Source organism: Klebsiella sp. WOUb02 (assembly GCF_050058015.1).
In the GTDB taxonomy this organism is placed as follows: Bacteria; Pseudomonadota; Gammaproteobacteria; order Enterobacterales; family Enterobacteriaceae; genus Klebsiella.
In genome coordinates, this window is the sequence record NZ_CP170106.1 from 446,725 (window position 1) to 471,299 (window position 24,575).

At 59.0% G+C, this 24,575-nt stretch carries 20 protein-coding genes and 6 pseudogenes; 17 read left to right on the forward strand and 9 right to left on the reverse strand.

The genetic code is table 11. The features are described 5' to 3' along the window. Window positions 1-148 precede the first annotated feature (148 nt). The gene (gene kduD, locus ABOC21_RS04320) at window positions 149-910 is read left to right on the forward strand and encodes a 2-dehydro-3-deoxy-D-gluconate 5-dehydrogenase KduD (protein ID WP_426812060.1); all 762 of its coding nucleotides are present in this window, start codon (window positions 149-151) and stop codon (window positions 908-910) included. A gap of 66 nt (window positions 911-976) precedes the next feature. Here the strand turns inward: kduD and ABOC21_RS04325 are convergent, their stop codons facing one another. Continuing rightward, window positions 977-1,303, reverse strand: a complete 327-nt coding sequence (locus ABOC21_RS04325; protein ID WP_426812061.1) for a cupin domain-containing protein — start codon at window positions 1,301-1,303, stop codon at window positions 977-979. A 148-nt stretch (window positions 1,304-1,451) separates the two neighbouring features. Between ABOC21_RS04325 and ABOC21_RS04330 the strand changes: the two are divergent. Beyond that, window positions 1,452-1,532 (forward strand): annotated as a pseudogene (locus tag ABOC21_RS04330) (aspartate/glutamate racemase); the annotation flags it as partial. Here the strand turns inward: ABOC21_RS04330 and ABOC21_RS04335 are convergent. Beyond that, the gene (locus tag ABOC21_RS04335; RefSeq protein WP_426812062.1) at window positions 1,522-2,448 is read right to left on the reverse strand and encodes a LysR family transcriptional regulator; all 927 of its coding nucleotides are present in this window, start codon (window positions 2,446-2,448) and stop codon (window positions 1,522-1,524) included. The pseudogene ABOC21_RS04330 and the gene ABOC21_RS04335 sit on opposite strands and share 11 nt — an antisense overlap. 135 nt (window positions 2,449-2,583) lie before the next feature. Here ABOC21_RS04335 and lysA point away from each other — a divergent pair, with 135 nt between their 5' ends. Beyond that, complete coding sequence (lysA, locus tag ABOC21_RS04340) at window positions 2,584-3,846, forward strand: diaminopimelate decarboxylase (protein WP_426812063.1); 1,263 nt, start codon at window positions 2,584-2,586, stop codon at window positions 3,844-3,846. Here the strand turns inward: lysA and ABOC21_RS04345 are convergent. Beyond that, a complete protein-coding gene (locus ABOC21_RS04345) occupies window positions 3,816-4,844 on the reverse strand; it encodes a LacI family DNA-binding transcriptional regulator (RefSeq protein WP_426812563.1) in 1,029 nt (342 codons plus the stop codon). The genes lysA and ABOC21_RS04345 overlap by 31 nt on opposite strands. A 313-nt stretch (window positions 4,845-5,157) precedes the next feature. Here ABOC21_RS04345 and ABOC21_RS04350 point away from each other — a divergent pair, with 313 nt between their 5' ends. The 4 genes from ABOC21_RS04350 (at window position 5,158) to ABOC21_RS04365 (ending at window position 9,247) form a co-directional block, all read left to right on the forward strand. Continuing rightward, window positions 5,158-6,495, forward strand: coding sequence for a PTS sugar transporter subunit IIC (locus ABOC21_RS04350; protein WP_426812064.1), 1,338 nt, complete (start codon window positions 5,158-5,160; stop codon window positions 6,493-6,495). Window positions 6,496-6,502: 7 nt separating this feature from the next. After that, window positions 6,503-7,930 (forward strand): glycoside hydrolase family 1 protein, encoded by a 1,428-nt coding sequence (locus tag ABOC21_RS04355; protein WP_426812564.1) that lies wholly within the window; start codon window positions 6,503-6,505, stop codon window positions 7,928-7,930. A gap of 67 nt (window positions 7,931-7,997) precedes the next feature. After that, window positions 7,998-8,771 (forward strand): GntR family transcriptional regulator, encoded by a 774-nt coding sequence (locus ABOC21_RS04360; protein WP_045857414.1) that lies wholly within the window; start codon window positions 7,998-8,000, stop codon window positions 8,769-8,771. Further along, window positions 8,768-9,247 carry a GNAT family N-acetyltransferase gene (locus ABOC21_RS04365; RefSeq protein ID WP_426812065.1) on the forward strand — a complete coding sequence of 160 codons (480 nt, stop codon included), beginning with the start codon at window positions 8,768-8,770 and terminating at the stop codon, window positions 9,245-9,247. The genes ABOC21_RS04360 and ABOC21_RS04365 overlap by 4 nt, the downstream gene beginning before the upstream one ends. On the opposite strand, the gene galR is transcribed toward ABOC21_RS04365, so the two are convergent. After that, window positions 9,208-10,224 carry an HTH-type transcriptional regulator GalR gene (gene galR, locus ABOC21_RS04370; protein WP_426812066.1) on the reverse strand — a complete coding sequence of 339 codons (1,017 nt, stop codon included), beginning with the start codon at window positions 10,222-10,224 and terminating at the stop codon, window positions 9,208-9,210. The two genes, ABOC21_RS04365 and galR, sit on opposite strands and share 40 nt — an antisense overlap. A 423-nt stretch (window positions 10,225-10,647) precedes the next feature. Here galR and aas point away from each other — a divergent pair. Together aas and lplT are read left to right on the forward strand one after the other, a co-directional pair. Continuing rightward, window positions 10,648-12,810 (forward strand): annotated as a pseudogene (gene aas / locus ABOC21_RS04375) (bifunctional acyl-ACP--phospholipid O-acyltransferase/long-chain-fatty-acid--ACP ligase). Continuing rightward, complete coding sequence (gene lplT, locus ABOC21_RS04380) at window positions 12,803-13,996, forward strand: lysophospholipid transporter LplT (RefSeq protein WP_426812067.1); 1,194 nt, start codon at window positions 12,803-12,805, stop codon at window positions 13,994-13,996. The pseudogene aas and the gene lplT overlap by 8 nt, the downstream one beginning before the upstream one ends. A 58-nt stretch (window positions 13,997-14,054) precedes the next feature. On the opposite strand, the gene ABOC21_RS04385 is transcribed toward lplT, so the two are convergent. The 5 genes and pseudogenes from ABOC21_RS04385 to ABOC21_RS04405 all read right to left on the reverse strand — a co-directional run. Beyond that, window positions 14,055-15,095, reverse strand: coding sequence for an NADP(H)-dependent aldo-keto reductase (locus tag ABOC21_RS04385; protein WP_426812068.1), 1,041 nt, complete (start codon window positions 15,093-15,095; stop codon window positions 14,055-14,057). A gap of 220 nt (window positions 15,096-15,315) precedes the next feature. After that, entirely contained in the window at window positions 15,316-15,534 is a 219-nt protein-coding gene (locus ABOC21_RS04390) for a YgdI/YgdR family lipoprotein (RefSeq protein ID WP_004867116.1), read from the reverse strand. A gap of 123 nt (window positions 15,535-15,657) precedes the next feature. After that, window positions 15,658-16,371 (reverse strand): TerC family protein, encoded by a 714-nt coding sequence (locus ABOC21_RS04395; protein WP_426812069.1) that lies wholly within the window; start codon window positions 16,369-16,371, stop codon window positions 15,658-15,660. A gap of 63 nt (window positions 16,372-16,434) precedes the next feature. After that, window positions 16,435-17,130 carry a DNA mismatch repair endonuclease MutH gene (gene mutH / locus ABOC21_RS04400; protein WP_426812070.1) on the reverse strand — a complete coding sequence of 232 codons (696 nt, stop codon included), beginning with the start codon at window positions 17,128-17,130 and terminating at the stop codon, window positions 16,435-16,437. An 88-nt stretch (window positions 17,131-17,218) separates the two neighbouring features. Next, window positions 17,219-17,359, reverse strand: a pseudogene (locus tag ABOC21_RS04405) (hypothetical protein); the annotation flags it as partial. Window positions 17,360-17,812: 453 nt separating this feature from the next. Here ABOC21_RS04405 and rppH point away from each other — a divergent pair. The 8 genes and pseudogenes from rppH to ABOC21_RS04445 all read left to right on the forward strand — a co-directional run bounded on the left by rppH (window position 17,813) and on the right by ABOC21_RS04445 (window position 24,570). Further along, window positions 17,813-18,343: an RNA pyrophosphohydrolase gene (gene rppH, locus ABOC21_RS04410; RefSeq protein WP_041147036.1), complete on the forward strand. Its 531-nt coding sequence runs from the start codon at window positions 17,813-17,815 to the stop codon at window positions 18,341-18,343. A 12-nt stretch (window positions 18,344-18,355) separates the two neighbouring features. Continuing rightward, window positions 18,356-20,603 (forward strand): annotated as a pseudogene (gene ptsP / locus ABOC21_RS04415) (phosphoenolpyruvate--protein phosphotransferase). 221 nt (window positions 20,604-20,824) lie between these two features. Further along, a pseudogene (gene lgt, locus ABOC21_RS04420) lies at window positions 20,825-21,701 on the forward strand (prolipoprotein diacylglyceryl transferase). A 6-nt stretch (window positions 21,702-21,707) separates the two neighbouring features. After that, window positions 21,708-22,503, forward strand: a pseudogene (thyA, locus tag ABOC21_RS04425) (thymidylate synthase). Window positions 22,504-22,836: 333 nt separating this feature from the next. Beyond that, window positions 22,837-23,304: a prepilin peptidase-dependent protein gene (locus tag ABOC21_RS04430; protein ID WP_426812071.1), complete on the forward strand. Its 468-nt coding sequence runs from the start codon at window positions 22,837-22,839 to the stop codon at window positions 23,302-23,304. After that, window positions 23,295-23,858 (forward strand): prepilin peptidase-dependent protein, encoded by a 564-nt coding sequence (locus tag ABOC21_RS04435; RefSeq protein WP_426812072.1) that lies wholly within the window; start codon window positions 23,295-23,297, stop codon window positions 23,856-23,858. Before ABOC21_RS04430 ends, ABOC21_RS04435 begins: the two co-directional genes overlap by 10 nt. Further along, a complete protein-coding gene (locus ABOC21_RS04440) occupies window positions 23,855-24,262 on the forward strand; it encodes a DUF2509 family protein (RefSeq protein WP_426812073.1) in 408 nt (135 codons plus the stop codon). The genes ABOC21_RS04435 and ABOC21_RS04440 overlap by 4 nt, the downstream gene beginning before the upstream one ends. Continuing rightward, on the forward strand, window positions 24,247-24,570 hold the full coding sequence (locus ABOC21_RS04445; protein WP_426812074.1) for a prepilin-type N-terminal cleavage/methylation domain-containing protein: 324 nt from the start codon (window positions 24,247-24,249) through the stop codon (window positions 24,568-24,570). The genes ABOC21_RS04440 and ABOC21_RS04445 overlap by 16 nt, the downstream gene beginning before the upstream one ends. The last annotated feature ends 5 nt before the right edge of the window (window positions 24,571-24,575 follow it).

The following is a 24,575-nucleotide window of genomic DNA, read 5'->3' on the forward strand; positions in this document are numbered from 1 at the left end:
CCACTAAAAAACGGAACTCTGTTTTATTTTTATGATGGGCCAGCCCCAGAGAGTTCTTCTTACCATAATGGCCAGCGCAAGCAGCCGGTCAAATCGATAGAACCGCGCCTGTGTAGTACGGGCCATCTGAAAGATAAAGGAACCAGGTATGATACTCGATACATTCTCTCTCCAGGGTAAAGTGGCGGTTGTGACCGGATGTGACACCGGGCTGGGCCAGGGCATGGCGGTAGGTCTGGCGGAAGCGGGCTGCGATATTGTCGGTATCAATATTGTTGAGCCAACGGAGACAATTGCGCGCGTCACCGCTCTGGGCCGCCGTTTTCTGAGCCTGACCGCCGACCTGCGCCAGATTGAGGGGATCCCGCAGCTGCTGGAGCGTGCCGTCGCTGAATTTGGCCATATCGATATTCTGGTCAACAACGCTGGCCTGATTCGCCGTCAGGATGCCCTTGAGTTCAGCGAAAAGGACTGGGATGACGTGATGGATCTGAACATCAAGAGCGTGTTCTTTATGTCTCAGGCGGCGGCGAAGCATTTCATTGCCCAGGGCAGCGGCGGCAAGATCGTCAACATCGCTTCCATGCTCTCTTTCCAGGGCGGCATCCGCGTACCTTCCTACACCGCGTCAAAAAGCGGCGTGATGGGCGTGACCCGTCTGCTGGCGAACGAGTGGGCGAAGCACGGCATCAACGTTAACGCTATCGCGCCGGGATACATGGCGACGAATAATACCCAGCAGCTGCGCGCCGACGAGCAGCGCAGCGCCGAAATCCTTGAGCGCATTCCGGCGGGCCGCTGGGGTTTGCCGGGCGATTTGATGGGGCCGGTGGTGTTTCTCTCCTCCAGCGCGTCTGACTACATCAACGGCTATACCGTGGCGGTTGATGGCGGCTGGCTGGCGCGCTAGTTATCCCCGCTGTGGCGTACAAAAACCTGCCGCAGAGGGCAGGTTTTTTTATGCCTTAACGCTAATTTAGCCTTGCAGGAAATCCTGACGCATGGGCGTAAAGGTATCCAGCAGGGTTCCCGCCTTCAGGCACACGCAGCCGTGCATAATATGCGGGCGCTTGTAGAGCGTGTCGCCGGCGCTAACCACATGTTTCTCATCGCCGATCGTGAATTCGAACTCGCCTGAAAGCACGTAGGTCAGCTGCTCGTGAGGGTGGTTGTGCATAGGCCCGACGGCCCCGGCGTCAAAATTAACCTCAACCGCCATCATTTTGCCATCGTGCGCCAGAATACGCCGGGTCACGCCGTTACCCAGATCGTCGAGGGTGGTCTCTTTATGAAAAATAAACATCCGCTGGTCCTGTAGTTAAATGAAACAATGTTTCATTTAATTTATAGGATAATTTTCTAAATGGAAACGCTCGACGAGAGAAGTGGAAAGCCGATCACAAGTTTGTTTCTCCGGGGAACCATCAAAGGAACGCATGGTGAAAACGAGCGGCCCGCTGGTGCCCGCAGAAGGGCCGGGATTTGATACCGCGGCCATTCATGCCGCGGACGCGATGGCATTTATGCTTTCTTCAGCACCGTATCGAGCGGGCGCTGAATCTGCGCCAGGCTGTGCTGCAAATGGTGAATAAAGGTGTCGACCAGCGCCGATCCGGGGCGGTGCAGCGGGCGGATCATGCTGACGGTAAAGGGCACATCGACGCTGAAGCGGCGCACCGCGACGCCGCTTTCGGCATAGTCGAGGGCGGTGAGAGGATTGACGATCGAGATGCCGACGCCCGCGCGCACCATCGCGCAAATCGACGCGGCGCTGTGGGTTTCGACCACCATCCGCCGCTTGACCTGATGCTCGAGGAACAGAGCGTCAAGCAGCTGGCGATAGCTGTCGGTCCGCGACAGGCTGATGTAGTTTTCGCCGTGGAAATCGGCGGGGGTCAGAACCTGCTTCGCGGCGAGCGGATGGCCCTGCGGCAGGACGCAGACTTCATTCAGCGTCAGCAGCGGCGTACGTTCGGTGCCGGCGGGCGTATGCAGGGTTTCGGTCAGGCCAAGATCGTGGCGCTGGGCGGAGAGCCACTCCTCCAGCAGAGGCGACTCCTGGGGGACGATTTGCAGGCTGACCTCCGGATAGCGCGCCAGAAACGGCTGCAGCAGCAGCGGTAAAAACGACTGGGAAAAGACCGGCAGGCACACCACCGACAGCTCGCCCTGGCGAAACTCGCGCAGGCTTTCCGCCGCGCTGACGATCCTGTCAAGCCCGTACCACGACCGCTGCACCTCCTCAAACAGCCGCAGCCCCTGGACCGTGGGCTGCAGGCGGCCGCGAGCGCGCTCAAAAAGCTTCAGTCCCAGCACCTTTTCAAAGCGCGCCAGCTCCCGGCTGACCGTCGGCTGCGAAGTATGCAGCATGCGGGCGGCCTCGGTCAGATTGCCGGCGGTCATCACCGCGTGGAAGATTTCGATATGGCGCAAATTGACGGCGGGCATGGCGGCTCTCGGGTGGCATCAGGTATCCATATCATTTTTGCATAGGCTCACGACAAAACGATATTTTTTATTCCCTTCAGGCTATGGCGTAATCATAAAAAAACACGCCCAACGCAGACAACGCCGGAGTTCACCATGCCACGCTCGCTTTACGCCACCGATACCGACCTGACCGCAGATAACCTGCTGCGCCTGCCCGCCGAGTTTGGCTGCCCGGTATGGGTCTACGACGCGCAGATTATTCGCCGCCAGATTGCCCAGCTCGGCAAGTTTGACGTGGTGCGCTTTGCGCAGAAGGCGTGCTCGAATATTCATATCCTGCGCCTGATGCGCGAGCAGGGCGTGAAGGTGGATTCCGTTTCGCTTGGCGAGATTGAGCGCGCGCTGGCGGCGGGCTACGATCCGCAGCAGCATCCGGAAGATATCGTCTTTACCGCCGATCTGATCGACGACGCAACGCTGGAGCGGGTCAAGGCGCTGCAGATCCCGGTCAACGCCGGATCGGTGGATATGCTGAGCCAGCTGGGCGAAGTCTCGCCGGGCCATCGCGTATGGCTGCGGGTCAATCCGGGATTCGGTCACGGCCACAGCCAGAAAACCAATACCGGCGGTGAAAACAGCAAGCACGGGATCTGGTATAGCCATCTGCCGGCGGCGCTGGAGGTGATGCGCCGCTATCAGCTGCAGCTGGTGGGGATTCACATGCACATTGGCTCAGGGGTGGATTATGCCCACCTCGAGCAGGTGTGCGGCGCGATGGTGCGCCAGGTGATCGAGTTTGGTCAGGATCTGCAGGCGATCTCCGCCGGCGGCGGCCTGTCGATCCCCTATCGTGAAGGCGAAGAGGCGATCGATACCGATCACTATTACGGCCTGTGGAACGCCGCGCGCGAGCAGGTGGCGCAGCATCTGGGGCATCCGGTGAAGCTGGAGATCGAACCGGGCCGTTTCCTGGTGGCGGAATCCGGCGTGCTGGTCTCCCAGGTGCGCAGCGTGAAGGAGATGGGCAGCCGTCACTTCGTGCTGATTGACGCCGGCTTTAACGACCTGATGCGTCCGTCGATGTACGGCAGCTACCACCATATCAGCGCCCTGGCGGCGGACGGTCGCGACCTCAGCGCGGCGCCGATGATTGAAACCGTGGTCGCCGGGCCGCTGTGCGAATCCGGTGACGTCTTCACCCAGCAGGAAGGGGGGAAAGTGGAAACGCGCCTGCTACCTGACGTGGCGCCGGGCGACTATCTGGTGCTGCACGATACCGGCGCTTACGGCGCGTCGATGTCCTCGAACTACAACAGCCGCCCGCTGCTGCCGGAAGTGCTGTTCGATAACGGCAGCGCGCGGCTGATTCGCCGCCGCCAGACCATTCAGGAGCTGCTGGCCTTAGAGCAAATCTGATCTAAAAAGGGACCCGTCGTGACCGACTCGCGCAGCACCAGCGTGCCGGTAAACGGCGGGATCGTTTCGATCGGCTGATGGTTAGCCAGCTTGATCGCCTGATCGATGGCGGTGGTGATCATATTATCGATGGGCAGATAGACCGTCGACAGGCCCGGCTCCAGCCATTTTGCGCTCGGGGCGTCATCAAAACCAAATAGCGAAATGTCCTGCGGGATCCGCAGCCCCGCCTGATGCAGCGCTTTTGAGGCGCCGAGCGCCATATCGTCGTTACAGGAAAAAAGCGCGCTGAACGGCGTTTTCTCCTCCAGCAGCTCCCGGCACAGCTCGTAGCCGCGGGTCATCGTTGAATCGCCGTATTTTACTTTCGCCGGATCCCACGCAATACCATTTTTCTTCAGCGCCTTACGGTAGCCCTGCAGGCGGGCTTTGCCCGTTGGCGTGTGCATGGGGACCGTCAGGCAGGCGATCTCGCGATGGCCCTGAGTAATCAGATAGTTCACCGCCTGGAAGGCGGCATCCTCCTGCTCGAAGAACACGCAGCGCTCGCGGGCGAGGCTGACGTCGCGGTTAATCACCACCAGCGGCATATCGACGGAGTCGATCAGCGACATGATCTTCTTTTCGCTCATATGGCGGGTATAGAGGATGATGGCGTCGCACTGGCGATCGGCAAGCATCTGCACCGCTTCTTCTTCGCGCTCCGGCGCATCGTGGCCGTCGGTGACAATCAGCTGCTTTCCCCAGGCTTCGGTCTGGCGCGAGGCCTGCTGCAGCAGACGGCCAAAGTAGAAGCCGTCGAAGGTGGAAACCACCAGTCCGATGCTGTTACTCGTGCGGTTGGCCAGCGAACGGGCGAGAAAGTTCGGCCGATACCCCAGCTCCTCCATCGCTTTGAATACCTGCTGACGGGTACTCTCTTTTACCTGACCTGTGCCGTTCAACACGCGGGAAACCGTCGCTTTAGAGACGCCTGCGCGAATTGAGACATCCAGCATTGTAGCCATTCATCGATTCCTGATATCACGTGGTGTTTCGCAGTTTATCACAGACATTCAGGGGGATATGACCTCTACGCCGTGCAAAAAACTATCGGGATCACGCTTTTTGCAGGAACTGCGCCGCGGTGAAAATCGATGCCGCCAATGCGGTATGCCAATATTTAATTTTATAAAAATCTGGAATGCCAAATTGCGCGTTGAGATCTTAATCACAGAACTTTTTGCCGCCAGTTACTATTTTTTGGTATGCCAAAAGGTGCTCGGCTGTACACCTGGCGCGCAAAAAGCCCTTCAACCTGAGGTATCCTCTATGGCATTGCAGGAAAAACTGATCGACTCGCTGGGGAGTTTCGCCACGAAATTCAACAGCTACCGCTACATCATGGCGATAAAATCCGCCTTTATTACCCTGATGCCGGTGATCATCGTTGGCGCCTTTTCGGTGCTGATCTCAAACATGGTGCTGGACCCGAAAAACGGACTCGCCAGCTTTCAGTCGCTATCGTTTCTCGCCGCGCTCAAGCCGATTACCAGCGCTATCAACTATGCGACCCTCAACTTCCTTAATATCGGCGCCGTTTTTCTGATCGGCATCGAGCTGGGGCGCATTAACGGTATCAAGAGCCTGTTCCCCGGCCTGCTGGCGGTGATTTGCTTTATCTGCGTCACCCCAACCACCGTCGAGATGATGGTTGACGGCCAGATGCACGTGGTCAAAGACGTGCTGCTGCGCCAGTTTTCAGACACCCGAAGCCTGTTCCTCGGCATGTTTATCGCCATTTTGTCGGTAGAGATTTACTGCTGGCTGGAGACGCGCAAGGGCCTGAAGATAAAGATGCCGGATACCGTGCCGCCGAACGTAGCGGCGTCGTTTTCGGCGCTGATCCCGGCGATTATTACCACCACCGCCATCGCCACCTTTGGCTTTATTTTCCATCAGCTAACCGGCATGTATCTGTATGACGCAGTCTACCTGGTGGTGCAGCAGCCGCTGGAGCGCGTGGTGCAAAGCCTGCCGGGGATCCTGCTGCTGATGTTCGTCGCCCAGCTGTTCTGGGTGATCGGTATTCACGGCAATCAGATGATCAAACCGATCCGCGAGCCGCTGCTGCTGGGGGCGATTACCGTCAATATGAGCGCCTTCGAGCAGGGAAAAGAGGTGCCGAATATTATCACCATGCCGTTCTGGGACGTCTACATGAGCATCGGCGGCTCGGGGCTGACCATCGGCCTGCTGATTGCGGTAATGATCGCCAGCAGGCGCAAGGAGATGAAAGAGATCGCCAAACTATCGATTGGCCCGGGGCTGTTCAATATTAACGAGCCGGTGATTTTCGGTATGCCGATCATGCTCAATCCGATCCTCGCGATCCCCTTTATCATCACGCCGCTGGTGACCGGCAGCATCGGCTACTTCGCGACGGCGGCCGGCTTTGCCGGAAAAGCGGTGGTGATGGTGCCCTGGACCACGCCGCCGCTGATTAACGCCTGGCTCTCTACCGCCGGTTCGATGGGGGCGGTGGTGACCCAGCTGGTTTGTATCATCACCGCGGTACTGATTTACCTGCCGTTTGTGAAGATTGCCTCCCGCCGTCTGGAAACCGCGCAGCGGCAGGCGGAAAACTCACAGATCGCCAACAATGCCTGAGGATATGATGAGCATAAAAAGGATTGCGATTCCCGACGATTTTATCCTTGGCGCGGCGGCTTCCGCCTGGCAGACCGAGGGCTGGAGCGGTAAGAAAGCGGGGCAGGACTCCTGGCCCGATCTCTGGTACAAACGCGACCGCCACGTCTGGCATAACGGCTACGGCCCGGCGGTGGCCACCGATTTTATCAACCGCTTTCGCGAGGACGTCCAGTTGATGAAGCTGGCGGGCCTGACCCACTACCGCACCTCAATCAACTGGTCGCGCTTTCTGACCGATTATGAAAACGTCACGGTTGATGAGGAGTATGCGGCCTACTATGACCAGCTGTTTGACGAGCTGCTGGCTAACGGCATCGAGCCGATGATCTGCCTTGAACACTACGAGCTGCCGGGCTACCTGCTGGAGCAGTACGGCGGCTGGGCGGCAAAAAAGGTCGTCGAGCTGTTCGTCCGCTACGCGGAGAAGGTGTTCGCCCGCTATCACCAAAAGGTCACGCGCTGGTTTACCTTCAATGAACCGATTGTCGTGCAAACCCGCGTCTACCTTGACGCGCTGCGCTGGCCCTACGAGCAAAATACCGGGACCTGGATGCAGTGGAACCACCACAAGGTGCTGGCGACGGCGAAGGTGGTCAGGCTGTTTCGCGACAAGGGCTATCGCGGAACGGTAGGCTGCATTCTCAATCCGGAAGTGACCTACCCGCGCTCAGCGGCGGCTCACGACGTGCGCGCCGCCGAAGTTTACGATCTGTTCTATAACCGCATCTTCCTCGACCCGCTGGTCCACGGCGAATACCCGCCAGAGCTGTTTGCGCTGCTGGCGCAGCACGACGTCGCCTGGGACTACAGCGCCGAAGAGCTGGCGATTATCCGCGACAATACCGTGGATGAGCTGGGCATTAACCTCTACTACCCGCACCGGGTTAAGGCGCCGTCGCGCGCCTGGCACCCGCAGACGCCGTTCCATCCGGCCTGGTATTACGAACCCTTCGAGCTGCCCGGGCGGCGAATGAACGCCTCCCGCGGCTGGGAAATCTATCCGCGTATCGTCTTTGATATGGCGATGCGGATTAAAAATGATTACCGCAATATTCCGTGGTTTATCGCCGAAAGCGGCATGGGCGTCGAAAACGAAAGCCAGTTTCGCAACGACGAAGGCACGATTGTCGACGAGTACCGCATTCGCTTTATCAGCGAGCATCTCTGGCAAACGCTGCTCGCGCGGGAGGCGGGAGCCAACTGTCACGGCTACATGCTGTGGGCGTTTACCGACAACGTGTCGCCGATGAACGCCTTTAAAAATCGCTACGGGCTGATTGAAATCGATCTGCAGAACGGCCGGGCGCGGCGGCCGAAGGCTTCCGCCAGCTGGTTTCGCACGCTGCGCGAAAGCCGCGAGCTGACGCTGGATATCGACGATGAGTTGCGCTAGCCCGGCGTAAATTTTGCTAAGATAGCGCCGATATGGATTCACTCGCAGATAAGGCACAGGTGATATTGTGGAGAAGGCCATCATTCCGCCGGAAAAGAAACCCTACCAGGAAATTGGCGATGATTTGCGCGCCCAGATTGCGCAGGGGCGTTATCCCATCGGGTCGCGGCTGCCGCCGGAACGCAATATCGCCGAAACCTACGGCGTCAGCCGCACCATCGTCCGCGAAGCCCTGCTGATGCTGGAGCTGCAGGGCACGGTCGATATTCGCCAGGGCTCGGGCGTTTACGTGATGCGTATCCCCCACGAGGATGATAGCGAGGAAGAGCAGATGCTGAGCAGCGACGTCGGTCCGTTTGAGATTCTGCAGGCCCGCCAGCTGCTGGAGAGCAACATTGCCGCCTTTGCGGCGAAAATGGCGACGCGCGCCGATATCGACAACCTCAAGCGCATCATCGAGCAGGAGCAGCGGGCGATTGCCGGCAACGACGCCTCCCAGGATAACGCGCGGATGTTTCACCTGGTGCTGGCCGGGGCGACGCAAAACCAGATGCTGCTGGCAACGGTTGAGCGTATCTGGCTACAGATGGACAGCAGCCCGCTCTGGCAGCAGTTTAATGTGCATATCGCCAGCCGCGCCTATCGCCTGAAGTGGCTCGGCGAGCGGCAGGCGATTCTCGCCGCGCTGCGCCGTCGCGACGTGATGGGCGCCTGGCAGGCGATGTGGCAGCACCTGGAAAATGTTAAAAACAGCCTGCTGGAGCTGTCGGACGAAGACGCGCCGGACTTCGACGGCTATCTGTTTGAGTCGGTACCGATCTTTCAGGGAAAGCCGGTATGACCATTCTGCCCCTCTACGCCGCTCCGCAGCACGCGCCGCAGGTCGCACAGTGGCTGTGGCAGTCCTTCGGCGGCGAGACGCTGCCGCAGGCTTTTTTTTCCAGCATCGTCGCCTACAGCCAGACGCCGGGGGCGCTGCCGCTGACCTTTATTGCCGTTGAGGGCGATCTTCTGCTGGGAACGGTGGGGCTCTGGCGCTGCGATCTGATCAGCCGTCAGGACCTGTTTCCGTGGATGGCGGCGCTGTACGTCGCCGAAGAGGCGCGCGGGCAGGGGCTGGCGGGTGAACTGCAGCGGCACGTTATTGATTATGCCCGCCGGAGCGGCTATCCGCAGCTGCATCTCTACTCCGCCTGCCGGGATTTTTATGAGCGCTTCGGCTGGCGCTATATCGGCGAGGGCCTGGACTATCCGGCCACCGCCGTGCACCTCTACCGCTACGACCTGTCGCTCTCCGACGGGGCGACCACCGAGTGACGGCGAACCAGCGTCGGGCTGAACAGGTGGGTGATTTCCGGCGGCGGGAGCCTGTCCGCCAGCGCTAGCGCCAGTTCGGCCGCCTGGGTCGCCATGGTGACGATCGGGTAGCGCACCGTGGTCAGACGCGGGCGAACGTAGCGGGATATCAAAACGTCGTCAAAGCCAATCAGCGAAATCTCGCGCGGCACGTCGATGCCGTTATCGTTCAGCACCCCCATCGCGCCCGCGGCCATCGAATCGTTGTAGCAGGCGACGGCGGTGAAATTCCTGCCGCGTCCCAGCAGTTCGGTCATCGCCTGTTCGCCGCCGCTTTCATCTGGCTCGGCAAAGGTCACCAGCCGATCGTTAATGGCAATGCCGCTCTCTTTGAGCGCGTCGTAGTAGCCCTGCAGACGATCTTCGGCATCCGAAATCGCGTGGTTGGAGCACAGATAGCCGATGCGGGTATGACCCTGCTGGATCAGATGGCGGGTCGCCAGCCACGCGCCGTAGCGGTCGTCCAGCGCGACGCAGCGCTGCTCAAAGCCGGACAGTATGCGGTTGATAAGCACCATGCCGGGAATTTGCTTCATCAGCCCGGCGAGCTCGTCATCGGGGATCATTTTAGCGTGTACCACCAGCGCCGCGCAGCGGTGGCGGATGAGCTGCTCAATCGCCTGGCGCTCTTTTTGGATGCTGTGGTAGCCGTTGCCAATCAGCAAAAAGTTGCCGGTATTGTAGGCGACCTGCTCGACGGCTTTGACCATGGCGCCGAAAAAGGGGTCGGATACGTCGCCCACCACCAGGCCGACGGTTTCCGTTGACTGCTGCGCCAGCGCGCGGGCGTTGGCGTTCGGGTGGTAGTTGAGCGTTTCCATCGCCGCGCTGACCGACTGACGGGAAGCCTCGCTGGCTTTCGGGGAGTTGTTGATCACGCGGGATACGGTAGCGACGGACACTCCAGCGAGTCGGGCTACATCCTTAATTGTCGCCATACCAGACCTTTTATAGGGAAAGCGTTTACATTTAGGCTATGTTACGGGAAAGCGCGGCAGATTCAAGGATAAGGGCTTACGGGTTAACGCAAATGTGATGCAGGTTTGCTCTGCTGATGACTAAGTTACACACAGCCGGCGCGGTGAATGAAACGGCAGGGGGGAAATTCACACCTTTGGTTACACTTTGCGATTAGCTGTTGCGAATGTTCGCTGGTTTCTCCGTTCACTGCGTTGATATTCTGCTTGTCCCAGAGGTATTGATAGGTGAGTTTCTTAAGTACGCTTTTCGTACTGATTATCTTGCACCGACCTGCGCAGATGCGCAGGTTTTTTTTATCCTGAAAATTCTCCCCCACACTGCTTTCAAGCGCCTTCTCGTGTAACCTGCAATGACTTAATAACCGGTCAAATGGAGTTGTTATGCTTTTGGCATTTTTCAGGCTGCTGTTCAAAGGAATGTACCGGGTCAGGCTGACCGGTGACACGCAGGCTCTGCATGGCAAAAAAGTCCTCATTACCCCGAACCACGTCTCTTTCCTCGACGGGGTCCTGCTGGCGCTGTTTCTTCCCGTTCGCCCGGTCTTTGCGGTGTACTCTTCCATTAGCCAGCGCTGGTTTATGCGCGCCCTGTCGCCGATTATCGATTTTGTCCCCCTCGATCCGACAAAACCGATGTCGATTAAACACCTCGTGCGCCTGATTGAGCAGGGACGGCCGGTGGTTATCTTCCCGGAAGGGCGCATCTCGGTGAGCGGATCGCTGATGAAAATATACGATGGGGCCGCATTCGTTGCCGCGAAGTCGCAGGCCACCATTATTCCGCTGCGTATCGAAGGCGCCGAGCTGACCCCGTTCAGCCGGCTGAAAGGGCTGGTCAGACGCCGCCCGTTCCCGCGCATTCGGCTGCACCTGCTGCCGCCCACCCATCTGCCGATGCCGGAAGCGCCCCGGGCCCGCGATCGCCGCAAAATTGCCGGCGAAATGCTGCATCAGATAATGATGGAAGCGCGGATGGCGGTGCGCCCGCGGGAAACGCTGTATGAATCTCTGCTGGCGGCGCAGGACCGTTTCGGCGCGCGGAAAAACTGCGTGGAAGATATTAACTTCCAGCCGGATACCTATCGCAAGCTGCTGACCAAAACGCTGTTTGTCGCGCGTATTCTGGAAAAATACAGCGCTCAGGGCGAAAAAATCGGCCTGATGCTGCCGAACGCCGGGATCAGCGCGGCGGTGATTTTTGGCGCGATTGCGCGCGGGCGCATTCCGGCGATGATGAACTATACCGCCGGGGTAAAAGGCCTGAGCAGCGCGATTACCGCCGCTGAAATCAAAACCGTGTTCACCTCCCGCACCTTCCTCGATAAGGGCAAGCTCTGGCACCTGCCGGAGCAGGCTGACCCAGGTGCGCTGGGTATTTCTTGAGGATTTAAAAGGCGAGGTGACCAGCGCCGATAAGCTGTGGATCTTCAGCCATCTGCTGATGCCGAAGCTGGCGCAGGTCAGGCAGCAGCCGGAAGATGCGGCAATCATTCTCTTCACCTCCGGTTCGGAAGGCCACCCCAAGGGCGTGGTGCATAGCCACAAGAGCATCCTTGCCAACGTCGAGCAGATTAAAACCATCGCCGATTTTACCGCCAACGACCGCTTTATGTCGGCGCTGCCGCTGTTCCACTCCTTTGGCCTGACGGTCGGCCTGTTCACGCCGTTGTTTACCGGAGCGGAAGTGTTTCTCTATCCTAGCCCGCTGCACTATCGCGTGGTGCCGGAGCTGGTCTATGACCGTAACTGTACGGTGCTGTTCGGCACCTCAACTTTCCTCGGGAACTATGCCCGCTTCGCCAACCCCTACGATTTTTATCGTCTGCGCTACGTGGTGGCCGGGGCGGAAAAACTTCAGGACAGCACTAAGCAGGCTGTGGCAGGACAAGTTTGGCCTGCGCATCCTCGAAGGCTATGGCGTAACCGAGTGCGCGCCGGTGGTGTCGATTAACGTTCCGATGGCGGCGAAGGTGGGCACCGTTGGGCGGATCTTACCGGGAATGGACGCGCGCCTGCTGGCGATGCCGGGCATTGAACAGGGCGGTCGTCTGCAGCTTAAAGGGCCGAACATTATGAACGGCTATCTGCGGGTGGAAAATCCGGGCGTGCTGGAGGCCCCCGCGGCGGAAAATCAGCATGGCGAAACGGAGAGCGGCTGGTACGACACCGGGGATATCGTCACCTTTGACGAGCAGGGATATGTGCGTATTCAGGGGCGCGCGAAGCGCTTTGCTAAAATTGCCGGTGAGATGGTGTCGCTGGAGATGGTCGAGCAGATGGCGCTGGCGGTCTCTCCTGAGCGGATGCACGGTACGGCCATCAGGCAGGATGCCAGCAAAGGCGAGGCCCTGGTGCTCTTCACCACTGATAATGAACTGAATCGCGAAAAGCTGCTGCGCTACGCTCGTGAACACGGCGTGCCTGAGCTGGCGGTGCCGCGCGACATTCGCTGGCTGAAGCAGACTCCCGGTTCTCGGCAGCGGCAAGCCGGACTTTGTCACCCTTAAAAGTATGGTTGAAGAGACGGAACATTCTGATGAGTGAGTCAGTACATACTAACAATTCGCTGTATTCGAAGGGGATGGTGGCGGTTATCTGCGCCCAGTTTTTGTCGGCATTTGGCGATAACGCGCTGCTGTTTGCGACCCTTGCGCTGATGAAGCAGCAGTTCTACCCGGACTGGAGCCAGCCGGTGATGCAGATGCTGTTTGTGGGTGCTTACATTCTCTTTGCGCCGTTTGTCGGGCAGTTTGCCGACAGCTTCGCCAAGGGGCGGGTGATGATGGTCGCCAACGGCATGAAGCTGGTTGGCGCCGGCTGTATCTGCTTCGGCGTGAACCCGTTTCTCGGCTACACCCTGGTGGGTATCGGCGCGGCCGCCTACTCCCCGGCGAAATACGGCATTCTCGGCGAGCTGACCACCGGTGATAAGCTGGTGAAAGCCAACGGCCTGATGGAGTCCTCGACCATCGCGGCGATTCTGCTGGGCTCGATGGCGGGCGGCATCCTCGCGGACTGGCACGTGCTGGCGGCGCTGGCCCTCTGCGCGCTGGTTTACGGCGCAGCGGTAGTGGCGAACCTGTGGATCCCGAAACTGCCGGCGGCGCGTCCGGGACAATCCTGGCGCTTTACGCCGATGACCCACAGCTTCTTCAGCGCCTGTAAAACGCTGTGGCGCAACGGGGAGACCCGCTTTTCGCTGGTGGGAACCAGCCTGTTCTGGGGCGCCGGCGTAACGCTGCGCTTCCTGCTGGTGCTATGGGTTCCCGTGGCGCTTGGGATTTCGAACAACGCTATGCCCACCTACCTGAACGCGATGGTGGCGGTGGGGATCGTGCTGGGCGCGGGAGCGGCGGCGAAGCTGGTGACGCTGCAAACGGTCTCCCGCTGCATGCCTGCCGGGATTCTGATTGGCGTCGCGGTAATCTTTTTTACCCTCCAGCATGCGCTTCTGCCGGCGTTTGGCCTGCTGCTGCTGCTCGGCGCGTTCGGCGGTTTCTTTATCGTGCCGCTCAACGCGCTGCTGCAGGAGCGCGGGAAGCATACCGTCGGCGCGGGCAACGCGATTGCGGTGCAGAACCTTGGCGAAAACGTCGCCATGCTGCTGATGCTGGGGTTCTACTCGATGGCGGTCAAAGCGGGCATTCCGGTGGTTGGCATCGGGGTGGTCTTTGGCGCGGCGTTCGCGCTGGCTATCGCCTCCCTGTGGTTTTGGGGACGGCGGCGCTAAGGCGTCTTGCGCTTAGACGGGCTACGGCGCCGGGCGTGCCGTAGCCCACAAAGGCCCCTTACGGCGCCGGGTAGGTATAAACCCGGTGCACCGCTTCAATCTCCGCCAGCACCTCTTCGCTAAGCTCAAGATGCAGGCTTTCAACGTTGGTCTTCAGCTGTTCCAGCGAAGTGGCGCCGAGCAGCGTGCTGGCGACAAACGGCTGACGGCGCACGAAGGCCAGCGCCATTTGCGCCGGATCGAGATTATGCCGTTTTGCGATATCGACGTATGCCGCTACCGCCAGCTGCGTCTGCTCGCCGCTGTAGCGCGTAAAGCGGCTGAACAGGGTGTTGCGCGCCCCGGCCGGCTTCGCGCCGTTGAGATACTTGCCGGTCAGCGTGCCGAACGCCAGGCAGGAGTAGGCCAGCAGCTCAACGCCTTCATACTGACTGACTTCCGCCAGGCCCACTTCATAGCTGCGGTTCACCAGGCTATACGGGTTCTGGATGGTGACGATGCGCGGCAGGTCGTGCTTATCCGCGAGGTGCAGATAGCGCATCACGCCGAACGCCGTCTCGTTGGAGACGCCGATATAGCGGATTTTGCCGGCGCGCTGGAATTCGGTGAGCGCTTCCAGGGTGTCCAGCAGGGTGACCACCGGCGCGGAGTCGGTCCAGGTGTAGCCCAGCTTGCCGAAGCAGTTGGTTGGGCGCTGCGGCCAGTGAACCTGGTAAAGATCGAGATAATCGGTCTGCAGGCGCTTCAGGCTATCGTGCAGCGCGTCGCGGATATTTTTGCGATCCAGGACGTGATTCGGACGGATGCTGCTGTCGTTGTTACGCGCAGGGCCGCTGACTTTAGAGGCGATAACCAGCTTTTCGCGGCTACCGTGTTTCGCCAGCCAGTTGCCGACGTAGGTTTCCGTCAGGCCCTGGGTTTCCGGGCGCGGCGGGACGGGATACATTTCAGCGACATCGATCAGGTTGATGCCCTGGCTGACAGCGTAGTCGAGCTGTTGGTGAGCGTCGGCCTCGCTATTCTGTTCACCAAAAGTCATAGTGCCCAGCCCCAGCGTGCTGATTTCGAGAGAACTGTGTGGGATACGGTGATACTGCATAGCCGGCTTCCTTTTTTATTGACAAGATCAGGCTTTCCCCGACAAAGGAGTATCAAAATGGCAGAGGGGAAGAAAAAGAGGAAGTAAAAAGATCAAAAAAGCCGGGCCGGTAGGGTCCGCGGGCTGCTACAGCGGACGTATCAGGTTTACCCGACTCTTTTCTCAACACCGTGATTTATTGCCGAAGGCGCGTTGCCAGGCGTTTAGCCGCGGCAATCTTTTAGCGCTTAATAATCTGGGAAACGTCGTCACGATTGATCTGCATTTTATTGCCCTGCTGATCTTCGTAGCTGATAAGACCGGTATCGTCGTCAACCGCCGGCTTGCCGTCGGTCAAAATCATGCGCCCGTCTTTGGTCGCCATAACGTAATCGCTGCTGCAACCGGAAACCGAGAAGGCCAGTCCTACGGCGGAAATCAACACTGCCCATTTTTTCATCGTTAACACCTCTATAATGGTCGCACCTCACACCAGTGTATTAATAGCCTGATTTGTGGGACATAAAAAGCAGTAAAGTCTTAAAAAAGATTGCAGCCCAGGTTTGGGCTGCATTTTTGCGGGCTACAGCGGATTTTTTTTATTACGCAGCAGGTTGAGGCTTTCGACGGCAATCGAGAAGAACATCGCGAAGTAGATGTAGCCTTTCGGGATGTGAATACCAAAGCTTTCCAGCATCAGGGTAAAGCCAACCAGAATCAAAAATGCCAGCGCCAGCATTTTCACCGACGGATGGCGGTCAACAAAGTCGCCAATCGAGCGGGCGGCAAACATCATCACCAGCACCGCGATAACCACCGCGGCCATCATGATGAACAGATGGTCCGAGAGGCCAACGGCGGTGATCACCGAATCGAGGCTGAAAATGATATCCAGCAGCATAATCTGCACAATGGCGCCCATAAACGAGTGGACGTTGGTCTTCGGCCCTTCCTCTTCCCCCTCGATCGATTCGTGGATCTCTTTACTGGCTTTCCAGATCAGGAACAGGCCGCCGAGCAGCAGGATCAGATCGCGAAAGGAGACGTCGTGACCGAACGCGCTGAACAGCGGGTTGGTCAGCTTAACGACCCAGGCGATAGAGGCCAGCAGCGTAAGACGCATCAGCATTGCGCCCATTAACCCGATACGTCGCGCGTGGGCGCGCTGGGCGGTGGGCAGTTTGGCAACAACCAGAGAGAGAAAAATAATATTGTCGATCCCGAGTACGATCTCCAGCAACGTCAGCGTACCCAGCGCCAGCCAGGCGTTAGGATCGGTTATCCATGCAAATAACATTGTTCAAAGTCCTGCAAAAAAGAAAGTCGCAATTATATGCAACCCGGCAGGCAGAACAAAAAATTAATCGTGGCTAAGCAGAAAATGGCGGGCCAGCAGGGCGGCGGTAAAGTTTTTCTTCAGGTAGAAACCGCGCGGCAGGGTGAGGATCGGTTCGCCGTGCGCGCCGATTGCCTCGGTTAGGGCCTTACTGTTGGCGGCCTTTGGACGCAGCTGCAGCACTTCGCCGTGGCGGGCGGTAATGCGTTCGACCTGGCCCAGCACGATCAGATCCATTAACTCTTCCCAGTCCATTCGCAGCTGGCGATCCTCCTCTTCGCTGGGGGTCCACAGCAGCGGCGCCCCGACCCGACGCTGCGCGAGCGGGATCGCGCGATCGCCCTCTACCGGCATCCACAGCACGCGCTTGAGCTTGTGGCGAACGTGGCTGCTCTCCCAGGTGACCCCGCTGTTGCCGGTGAGTGGCGCGACGCAGACAAAGGTGGTCTCCAGCGGCCGCCCCTGAGCGTCTACGGGGATCGTTTTCAGCTCGACGCCCAGCGCGGCGAAATCCTGCTCGGGTTTACTCCCGGCGCTGGCGCCCAGCCAAATCTCCAGCAGGATGCCCGTCCAGCCTTTATCGCGCTTGAGATCGCGCGGAATCGGAATTCCCGCCAGCGCGGCCAGCTCGCCCAGCGAATAGCCCGCCAGCCGCTGGGCCTGGGCTAAAAGCTGCTGCTGGGTTTGCGGCGGTGCAAGCAGGGGCGAAAGGGTGGGCATAAGATCAAACCTCTGGCTAAAAAATGAACGCTATTTTTGTGCATTGTGGATAGAGTTTACCTTTTCCTGGGTAAGTATGACAATTTGATGATTCATATGACTTTTTTTTATATTTTTTGCCGCCCTGAAAATGAGTGCGGCGGGTTTTCCAGAACTGGTCACTGGCAATGAACAGGATCTTACACCATGTTATCCACAGAAAAGTGGGATAACTGGGGAAAAGCGTCACTACTGTTTCCATTTACAGCCTTGACGTGCGACGAAAATCGAATTTTTAGACAAAATATGCCCAATGAGCTCGCGTAATCTGTGGATAAAACCGACATTGCTCGATCTTTCATCAGCGTCGGGATCTCATGTGTGACGATCATCACGTTGCGCTGCAAGTTATGAAAGGAATGAATTATAACTTAATGAATATAATGCCATTATTAAATATTGCTACCGCTAAGCGGTTCGGACTACTCCGGGTTTTCCCTGGGTAATTCCATACTTCTTCACAACTCTATCCACAGAAAAAGTGAATAAAATGGCGCTGCGATAGCCGACGCTGTTTATAACTCTGCTGATAACTGTGAGTTATTCAAATGTTATTCGTGAGCCGTGTGACAAGAGAGTGGTTTACCGTTTCCGGCGAGTGTGAAACAATCGTTCACATTGAAGATTATTTTGAGGTAGTCCGGTGATTGATGACGATGGCTACCGCCCAAATGTCGGTATTGTAATCTGTAATCGCCAGGGCCAGGTCATGTGGGCCAGGCGCTATGGCCAGCACTCGTGGCAGTTCCCGCAGGGGGGCATTAATCCAGGAGAATCAGCCGAGCAGGCAATGTATCGGGAATTGTTTGAAGAGGTTGGGCTAAGTCGTAAAGATGTCCGCATCCTGGCCTCTACCCGTAACTGGTTGCGTTACAAATTGCCTAAACGTTTGGTGCGTTGGGACACGAAGCCGGTTTGTATCGGCCAGAAACAGAAGTGGTTTCTTCTGCAGTTAATCGGCAGCGATGCGGAAGTCAATATGCAGACCAGCAGCACCCCCGAGTTTGACGGCTGGCGCTGGGTAAGCTACTGGTATCCGGTTCGTCAGGTGGTATCGTTTAAGCGCGACGTTTACCGCCGGGTGATGAAAGAGTTCGCCAGCGTCACCATGTCGCTGGCCGAAACCGCACCTAAGCCGCAAAGCGCGCCTGCATATCGACGTAAAAGAGGTTAAGCCACGCACATTATGCTCACTCGGTTACGAGAAATCGTCGAGAAGGTCGCGAGCGCGCCGCGTTTAAACGAGGCGCTGGATATTCTGGTCACGGATATCTGCAAAGCGATGGAAACGGAAGTCTGCTCGGTGTATCTGGCCGACCACGACCGACGCTGCTACTACCTGATGGCGACTCGCGGGCTGAAAAAACCTCGCGGGCGCACCGTTGCGCTCGCTTTTGACGAAGGCCTTGTGGGCCTTGTCGGGCGCCTTGCGGAGCCCATCAACCTTGCCGATGCGCAAAAACACCCCAGCTTTAAATATATTCCGGCCGTCAAAGAGGACCGTTTCCGCGCTTTTCTCGGCGTGCCGATTATCCAGCGCCGTCAGTCTGCTGGGCGTGCTGGTGGTGCAGCAGCGCGAGCTGCGTCAGTTTGACGAAAGCGAGGAGTCCTTCCTCGTTACCCTCGCGACGCAGATGGCCGCCATTCTCTCCCAGTCGCAGCTGACCGCGCTATTTGGCCAGTATCGCCAGACGCGGATCCGCGCGCTGCCCGCCTCATCGGGGGTGGCCATCGCCGAAGGCTGGATGGACGTCAGCCTGCCGCAGATGGAGCAGGTATACGAAGCCTCGACGCTGGACACGGTTTCCGAACGCGAGCGTCTGACCGGCGCGCTGGAAGAGGCGGCCAACGAGTTTCGTCGCTACAGTAAGCGCTACGCCGCCGGGGCGCAAAAAGAGACGTCGGCTATCTTCGACCTCTATTCACACCTGCTCTCCGATGCGCGCCTGCGTCGCGAACTCTTTGCGGAAGTCGACAAAGGGGCCGTCGCCGAATGGGCGGTGAAAAAAATTATCGAGAAATTCGCCGAGCAGTTTGCGGCGCTCAGCGACGGCTATCTTAAAGAGCGGGCCGGCGATCTGCGCACGCTGGGCCAGCGGCTGCTGTTTCATCTTGACGATACCACTCAGGGGCCAAACACCTGGCCGGAGCGGATCGTCCTGGTCGCCGACGAACTCTCGGCGACGACGCTGGCGGAAGTCCCCCAGGACAGGCTGGCCGGCGTTGTCGTACGCGACGGAGCGGCCAACTCGCATGCTGCCATCATGGTGCGCGCGCTGGGGATCCCGACGGTGATGGGGGCCGATATTCAGCCTTCACTGCTGCATGGCCACACCCTGGTGGTGGACGGCTACCGCGGCGAGCTGCTGGTCGACCCGGAGCCGGCGCTGCTGAAAGAGTATCAGCGTTTAATCAGCGAAGAGAACGAGCTCAGCCGCCTGGCGGAAGATGACCTTGAACGCCCCTCTGAGCTGAAAAGCGGTGAGCGGGTGAAGGTCATGCTGAACGCCGGCCTGAGCCTCGGCCATGAAGAGAAGCTCGGCGGCTTTATCGATGGTATCGGCCTGTACCGTACCGAAATCCCCTTTATGCTGCAGAGCGGCTTTCCGTCGGAAGAGGAGCAGGTCGCCCAGTATCAGGGCATGCTGCAGATGTTTAACGAGAAGCCGGTTACGCTGCGCACCCTCGACATCGGCGCGGATAAGCAGCTGCCGTATATGCCGATCAGCGAAGAGAATCCGTGCCTCGGCTGGCGCGGGATCCGCATTACGCTCGATCAGCCGGAGATCTTCCTGATCCAGGTGCGGGCGATGCTGCGCGCGAATGCCGCCACCGGCAACCTCAGCATTTTGCTGCCGATGGTTACCAGCCTCGATGAGGTCGATGAAGCGCGCCGTTTGATCGACCGCGCCAGCCGCGAAGTTGAAGAGATGATTGGCTACGCCATTCCGCGCCCGCGCCTTGGCGTGATGCTGGAGGTGCCGTCGATGGTCTTCATGCTGGCGCAGCTGGCCAGCCGCGTTGATTTTATCTCCGTTGGCACCAATGACCTGACGCAGTACATCCTCGCCGTCGATCGCAACAATACCCGGGTGGCGAATATGTATGACAGCCTGCACCCGGCGGTGCTGCGGGCGCTGGCGATGATTGCCCGCGACGCCGAGCGTTTCGGCATCGATCTGCGGCTTTGCGGTGAAATGGCCGGGGATCCGATGTGCGTCACCATCCTGATTGGCCTTGGCTATCGCCATCTGTCGATGAACGGCCGGTCGGTGGCAAGGGTCAAATACCTGCTGCGCCGCATTGATATCGCAGAGGCCCAGGAGCTTTCCCGGCGTAGCCTGGAGGCGCAGATGACGACGGAAGTTCGCCATCAGGTTGCGGCCTTTATGGAGCGTCGGGGGCTGGGCGGCCTGATTCGCGGCGGAAGATAGTTTTGCTAAGGCGCCTGCGCCGCAGTCCGGGCATAGCGCGCCGCCTGCGGGGAATTTTCCGGCGCTTATTCGCATTCGTATACATATCTTTTACACGCCCGGCGCGGATCGTGCCTGGCGCTTATGCTATCATTCGCAACCTTTGGAGCGCCCGTTTTCTGCGAGTGCGCAAGATCACCGCCGTCCACTTCCGGCGGAATAACAAGTCTTTATGGTGACAGATGAATAGTGGCTACCTGCATTTTCCGGAGTTTGATCCGGTAATATTTTCCGTTGGGCCAGTCGCCCTTCACTGGTACGGCCTGATGTACCTGGTTGGGTTCGTGTTTGCGATGTGGCTAGCCACCCGTCGGGCCAATCGTCCGGGCAGCGGCTGGACTAAAAACGAAGTTGAAAACCTGCTGTATGCCGGGTTCCTCGGGGTCTTCCTCGGCGGCCGTATCGGCTACGTCCTGTTCTACAACCTGCCGGTATTTCTGCAGGATCCGCTCTATCTGTTCCGCGTCTGGGACGGCGGTATGTCGTTCCACGGCGGTCTGATCGGGGTGATCCTGGTGATGATCATTTTCGCCAAACGCACCAAACGCACCTTCTTCCAGGTTTCTGATTTTATTGCGCCCCTGATCCCGTTTGGCCTCGGCGCCGGTCGCCTGGGCAACTTCATTAACGGCGAGCTGTGGGGCCGCGTCGATCCGAGCTTCCACTACACGATGATCTTCCCCGGCTCGCGGGCGGAAGACATGGCGCTGCTACCTTCGCACCCGGAGTGGCAATCGCTGTTCGACACCTACGGAGCCCTGCCGCGACACGCCTCGCAGTCTGTACGAACTGGCGCTGGAAGGCATCGTCCTGTTCCTGATCCTGAACCTGTTTATCCGCAAACCGCGCCCGACCGGCTCGGTCTCGGGCCTGTTCCTGATCGGCTACGGTCTGTTCCGTATTATCGTTGAATTCTTCCGCCAGCCGGATCAGCAGTTCACCGGCGAATGGGTCCAGTACATCAGCATGGGGCAGATTCTTTCGATTCCAATGGTGCTTGCGGGTATCATTATGATGGTCTGGGCGTACCGCCGTCGTCCGCAGCAACAAACTTCTTGAGGAACCATGAAACAGTATCTTGATTTGATGCAGAAAGTGCTCGCCGAGGGTACGCAAAAAAATGACCGCACCGGTACCGGCACGATTTCGATTTTCGGCCATCAGATGCGTTTTAACCTGCAGGAAGGATTCCCGCTGGTGACGACCAAGCGCTGTCATTTACGCTCCATCATCCATGAACTGCTGTGGTTCCTTCAGGGTGATACCAACGTGGCGTATCTGCACGAAAACAACGTCACCATCTGGGATGAATGGGCGGATGAAAATGGCGATCTGGGGCCGGTATATGGCAAGCAGTGGCGCTCCTGGCCAGCGCCGGACGGCCGCCATATCGACCAGATTAGCACCGTGATGGAACAGCTGAAAAACGACCCGGACTCGCGCCGAATCATCGTTTCGGCATGGAACGTCGGCGAGCTGGATAAAATGGCGCTGGCGCCGTGCCACGCGTTCTTCCAGTTCTACGTCGCCGACGGCAAGCTCTCCTGTCAGGCTCTATCAGCGCTCCTGCGACGTGTTCCTCGGTCTGCCGTTCAATATCGCCAGCTACGCGCTGCTGGTGCATATGGTGGCGCAGCAGTGCGATCTGGAAGTGGGTGATTTTGTCTGGACCGGCGGAGATACGCATCTCTATAGCAACCACCTTGAGCAGACCGATCTGCAGCTGAGCCGCGAGCCGCGCCCGCTGCCGAAGCTGGTCATTAAGCGCAAACCGGCGTCGATTTTTGACTACCGCTTTGAGGACTTTGAAATCGAAGGCTACGATCCGCATCCGGGAATTAAAGCGCCGGTGGCGATTTAATTCCGGGGCTATCTCGCGGTAAGCCGGGCCGACGCCCATCGCATCCATGCCAGTCAGCTAAGCCGCCGACTGGCATTTTTTTGTCCCTGCCGCGATAATCGACGCCGGGCGTAACTTCTGTTAACCAACCGCGATGACGCGCGTTGCGCCGGTTTTTGCGCCCGGACTTCTCGGGCCTTTCGCCGGACTACGCGTTCTGGCCGACGCCGCTTTTGCTCGCCTGCTTCCTGATTTTCTGCAACTCCCTGTAAATCTCCCGATACTCTTCGACGCGCTACGCTAACCGCGGAACGGCCCCTCGCGCCGGGACCGGGTCATCCCCATACTCGCCCTATGAACAGACAACGTGGCTATACCCTAATTGAAACCCTGGTGACGCTGGCGCTGGTGGCGATACTCGGCGCCAGCGGGATGTTCGGCTGGAACCGCTGGCAGCAGCAACAGCGCCTGTGGCAAACCGCCGTTCAGGTTCGCGACTATCTGGTGCTGCTGCGCGATGACGCCAACTGGCATAACCGCGATCGGCTGCTGAGCGTTGGCCAGGCGGAGCAGGGCTGGTGCCTGAGCACCGCTGATACCCCGGCCGACTGCGCGGCGAAGGGCCCCTTTACGCTGCGTCCGCACTGGCCTGAAGTCTCGCTGACTAACATCACGCCGGGCCTGGGTTTTTACGGCCTGCGCAACAGCGCCTGGGCCGGGCATATCCGTCTGCAAAGCGCCGGCGATGGCTGGAATATCATTGTCTCTAACTGGGGGCGTATCCGCCTTTGTCGCGGCATGGAGACGGCATCATGTCTGTAAACGCGCGAGGATTCTCGCTGCCGGAGACGCTGATTGCGATGGCTATTGGTTCCATTTTACTCCTTGGAACCGCGCGCTTTCTGCCCGCGCTGCAACGACAGGTGCTGAAACAGACCCAGCAGCACTCTCTGGAGAATGAGCTCTGGCAGCGGCTGTACGCGATCGCTAAGCATTTGCAGCGCGCCGGCTATTGTCGCGGCAGCTGCGTTGGGCAGCCGCTGCACATTGCCGGCAGCGGCGATTGCGCGATCGTCCGCTGGGACAGCGCGAGCGACGGCGTCTGGAATACCTCGCCGGAGGCTATGTCCGATGCGACGGGGTTTCGGCTGCGCAACGGCGCGCTCGAAACCCGGCGCGGCGCGACCAGCTGCGGCGAGCAAGGCTGGGAGCGCATGACCAACCCCAGCGCCATCGAGGTGACCCGCTTTCAGGTTAAGCGTCACAATATTACCGGTTTCGCTCCGGAGCTTAGCATCGTACTGGCCGCGCGCTCGACGCTGGATCCCCGCATCACGGCGCAGGCGGAATATAGCGTGACGGGGTATAACCTGTGAACCGTCAGCGCGGGCTCTCTTCGCTGCTGATGGTGCTGCTCCTGCTGGCGCTCGGCAGCCTGCTGCTGCAGGGGCTGAACCAGCAGCAGCGATCGCTGCTGGCGCAAACCGCTGGTGAAACCCGGGCGCTGCGCGATACCGCAGGCGCGCACTCGGCCCTGCAGTGGGGAAAAACGCAAGCCTGGTCAGCGCAGGAAGAACAGGCGTGTCGACGCTCGGGCGCCGAAGGCTGGCGCGTCTGTCTGCGGATTTTTAGCGATGCGTCGGCGCTGCTGATCGCCGCCAGCGGCAGCGTGCTGCTGTGGCACTCTGCCCGGGTTGAGCAGGGAAGCGTGCGCTTCTCGCCCCACGGCTGGAGCGATTTTTGCCCGCTGAAGGAGCCGAATTTATGTCAGATCCCCTGACCCGCCAGCGGGGCTTCAGCCTGCCGGAAACGATCCTCGCAACGGCGCTGCTGGTGATGGTTATCACTGCGCTAAGCGGCTACCAGCGCGGGCTGGCCAGCGGCTTTACTCAGCTAAACCAGTATCGCCAGCTGTGGCGCGATGCGTGGCGTTATGCTCAGCTTAAGCCGCCGGAATCCCCGACAGGCGGGAGCGTCACCCGCTTGCAGACATCGACAGCAAGATGTGTCAGCATCACGGTAACGATCACTATGCCGCTGGAAAAGCGGGTACAGATGACCCGGCTGCACTGCCCGGTCAGCCAGTAGCCAGG

Coding starts and splice junctions, on each gene's coding strand:
- kduD (WP_426812060.1), top strand. CDS start 149: ATGATACTCGATACATTCTCTCTCCAGGGTAAAGTGGCGGTTGTGACC.
- ABOC21_RS04325 (WP_426812061.1), bottom strand. CDS start 1,303: ATGTTTATTTTTCATAAAGAGACCACCCTCGACGATCTGGGTAACGGC.
- ABOC21_RS04335 (WP_426812062.1), bottom strand. CDS start 2,448: ATGCCCGCCGTCAATTTGCGCCATATCGAAATCTTCCACGCGGTGATG.
- lysA (WP_426812063.1), top strand. CDS start 2,584: ATGCCACGCTCGCTTTACGCCACCGATACCGACCTGACCGCAGATAAC.
- ABOC21_RS04345 (WP_426812563.1), bottom strand. CDS start 4,844: ATGCTGGATGTCTCAATTCGCGCAGGCGTCTCTAAAGCGACGGTTTCC.
- ABOC21_RS04350 (WP_426812064.1), top strand. CDS start 5,158: ATGGCATTGCAGGAAAAACTGATCGACTCGCTGGGGAGTTTCGCCACG.
- ABOC21_RS04355 (WP_426812564.1), top strand. CDS start 6,503: ATGAGCATAAAAAGGATTGCGATTCCCGACGATTTTATCCTTGGCGCG.
- ABOC21_RS04365 (WP_426812065.1), top strand. CDS start 8,768: ATGACCATTCTGCCCCTCTACGCCGCTCCGCAGCACGCGCCGCAGGTC.
- galR (WP_426812066.1), bottom strand. CDS start 10,224: ATGGCGACAATTAAGGATGTAGCCCGACTCGCTGGAGTGTCCGTCGCT.
- lplT (WP_426812067.1), top strand. CDS start 12,803: ATGAGTGAGTCAGTACATACTAACAATTCGCTGTATTCGAAGGGGATG.
- ABOC21_RS04385 (WP_426812068.1), bottom strand. CDS start 15,095: ATGCAGTATCACCGTATCCCACACAGTTCTCTCGAAATCAGCACGCTG.
- ABOC21_RS04390 (WP_004867116.1), bottom strand. CDS start 15,534: ATGAAAAAATGGGCAGTGTTGATTTCCGCCGTAGGACTGGCCTTCTCG.
- ABOC21_RS04395 (WP_426812069.1), bottom strand. CDS start 16,371: ATGTTATTTGCATGGATAACCGATCCTAACGCCTGGCTGGCGCTGGGT.
- mutH (WP_426812070.1), bottom strand. CDS start 17,130: ATGCCCACCCTTTCGCCCCTGCTTGCACCGCCGCAAACCCAGCAGCAG.
- ABOC21_RS04430 (WP_426812071.1), top strand. CDS start 22,837: ATGAACAGACAACGTGGCTATACCCTAATTGAAACCCTGGTGACGCTG.
- ABOC21_RS04435 (WP_426812072.1), top strand. CDS start 23,295: ATGTCTGTAAACGCGCGAGGATTCTCGCTGCCGGAGACGCTGATTGCG.
- ABOC21_RS04445 (WP_426812074.1), top strand. CDS start 24,247: ATGTCAGATCCCCTGACCCGCCAGCGGGGCTTCAGCCTGCCGGAAACG.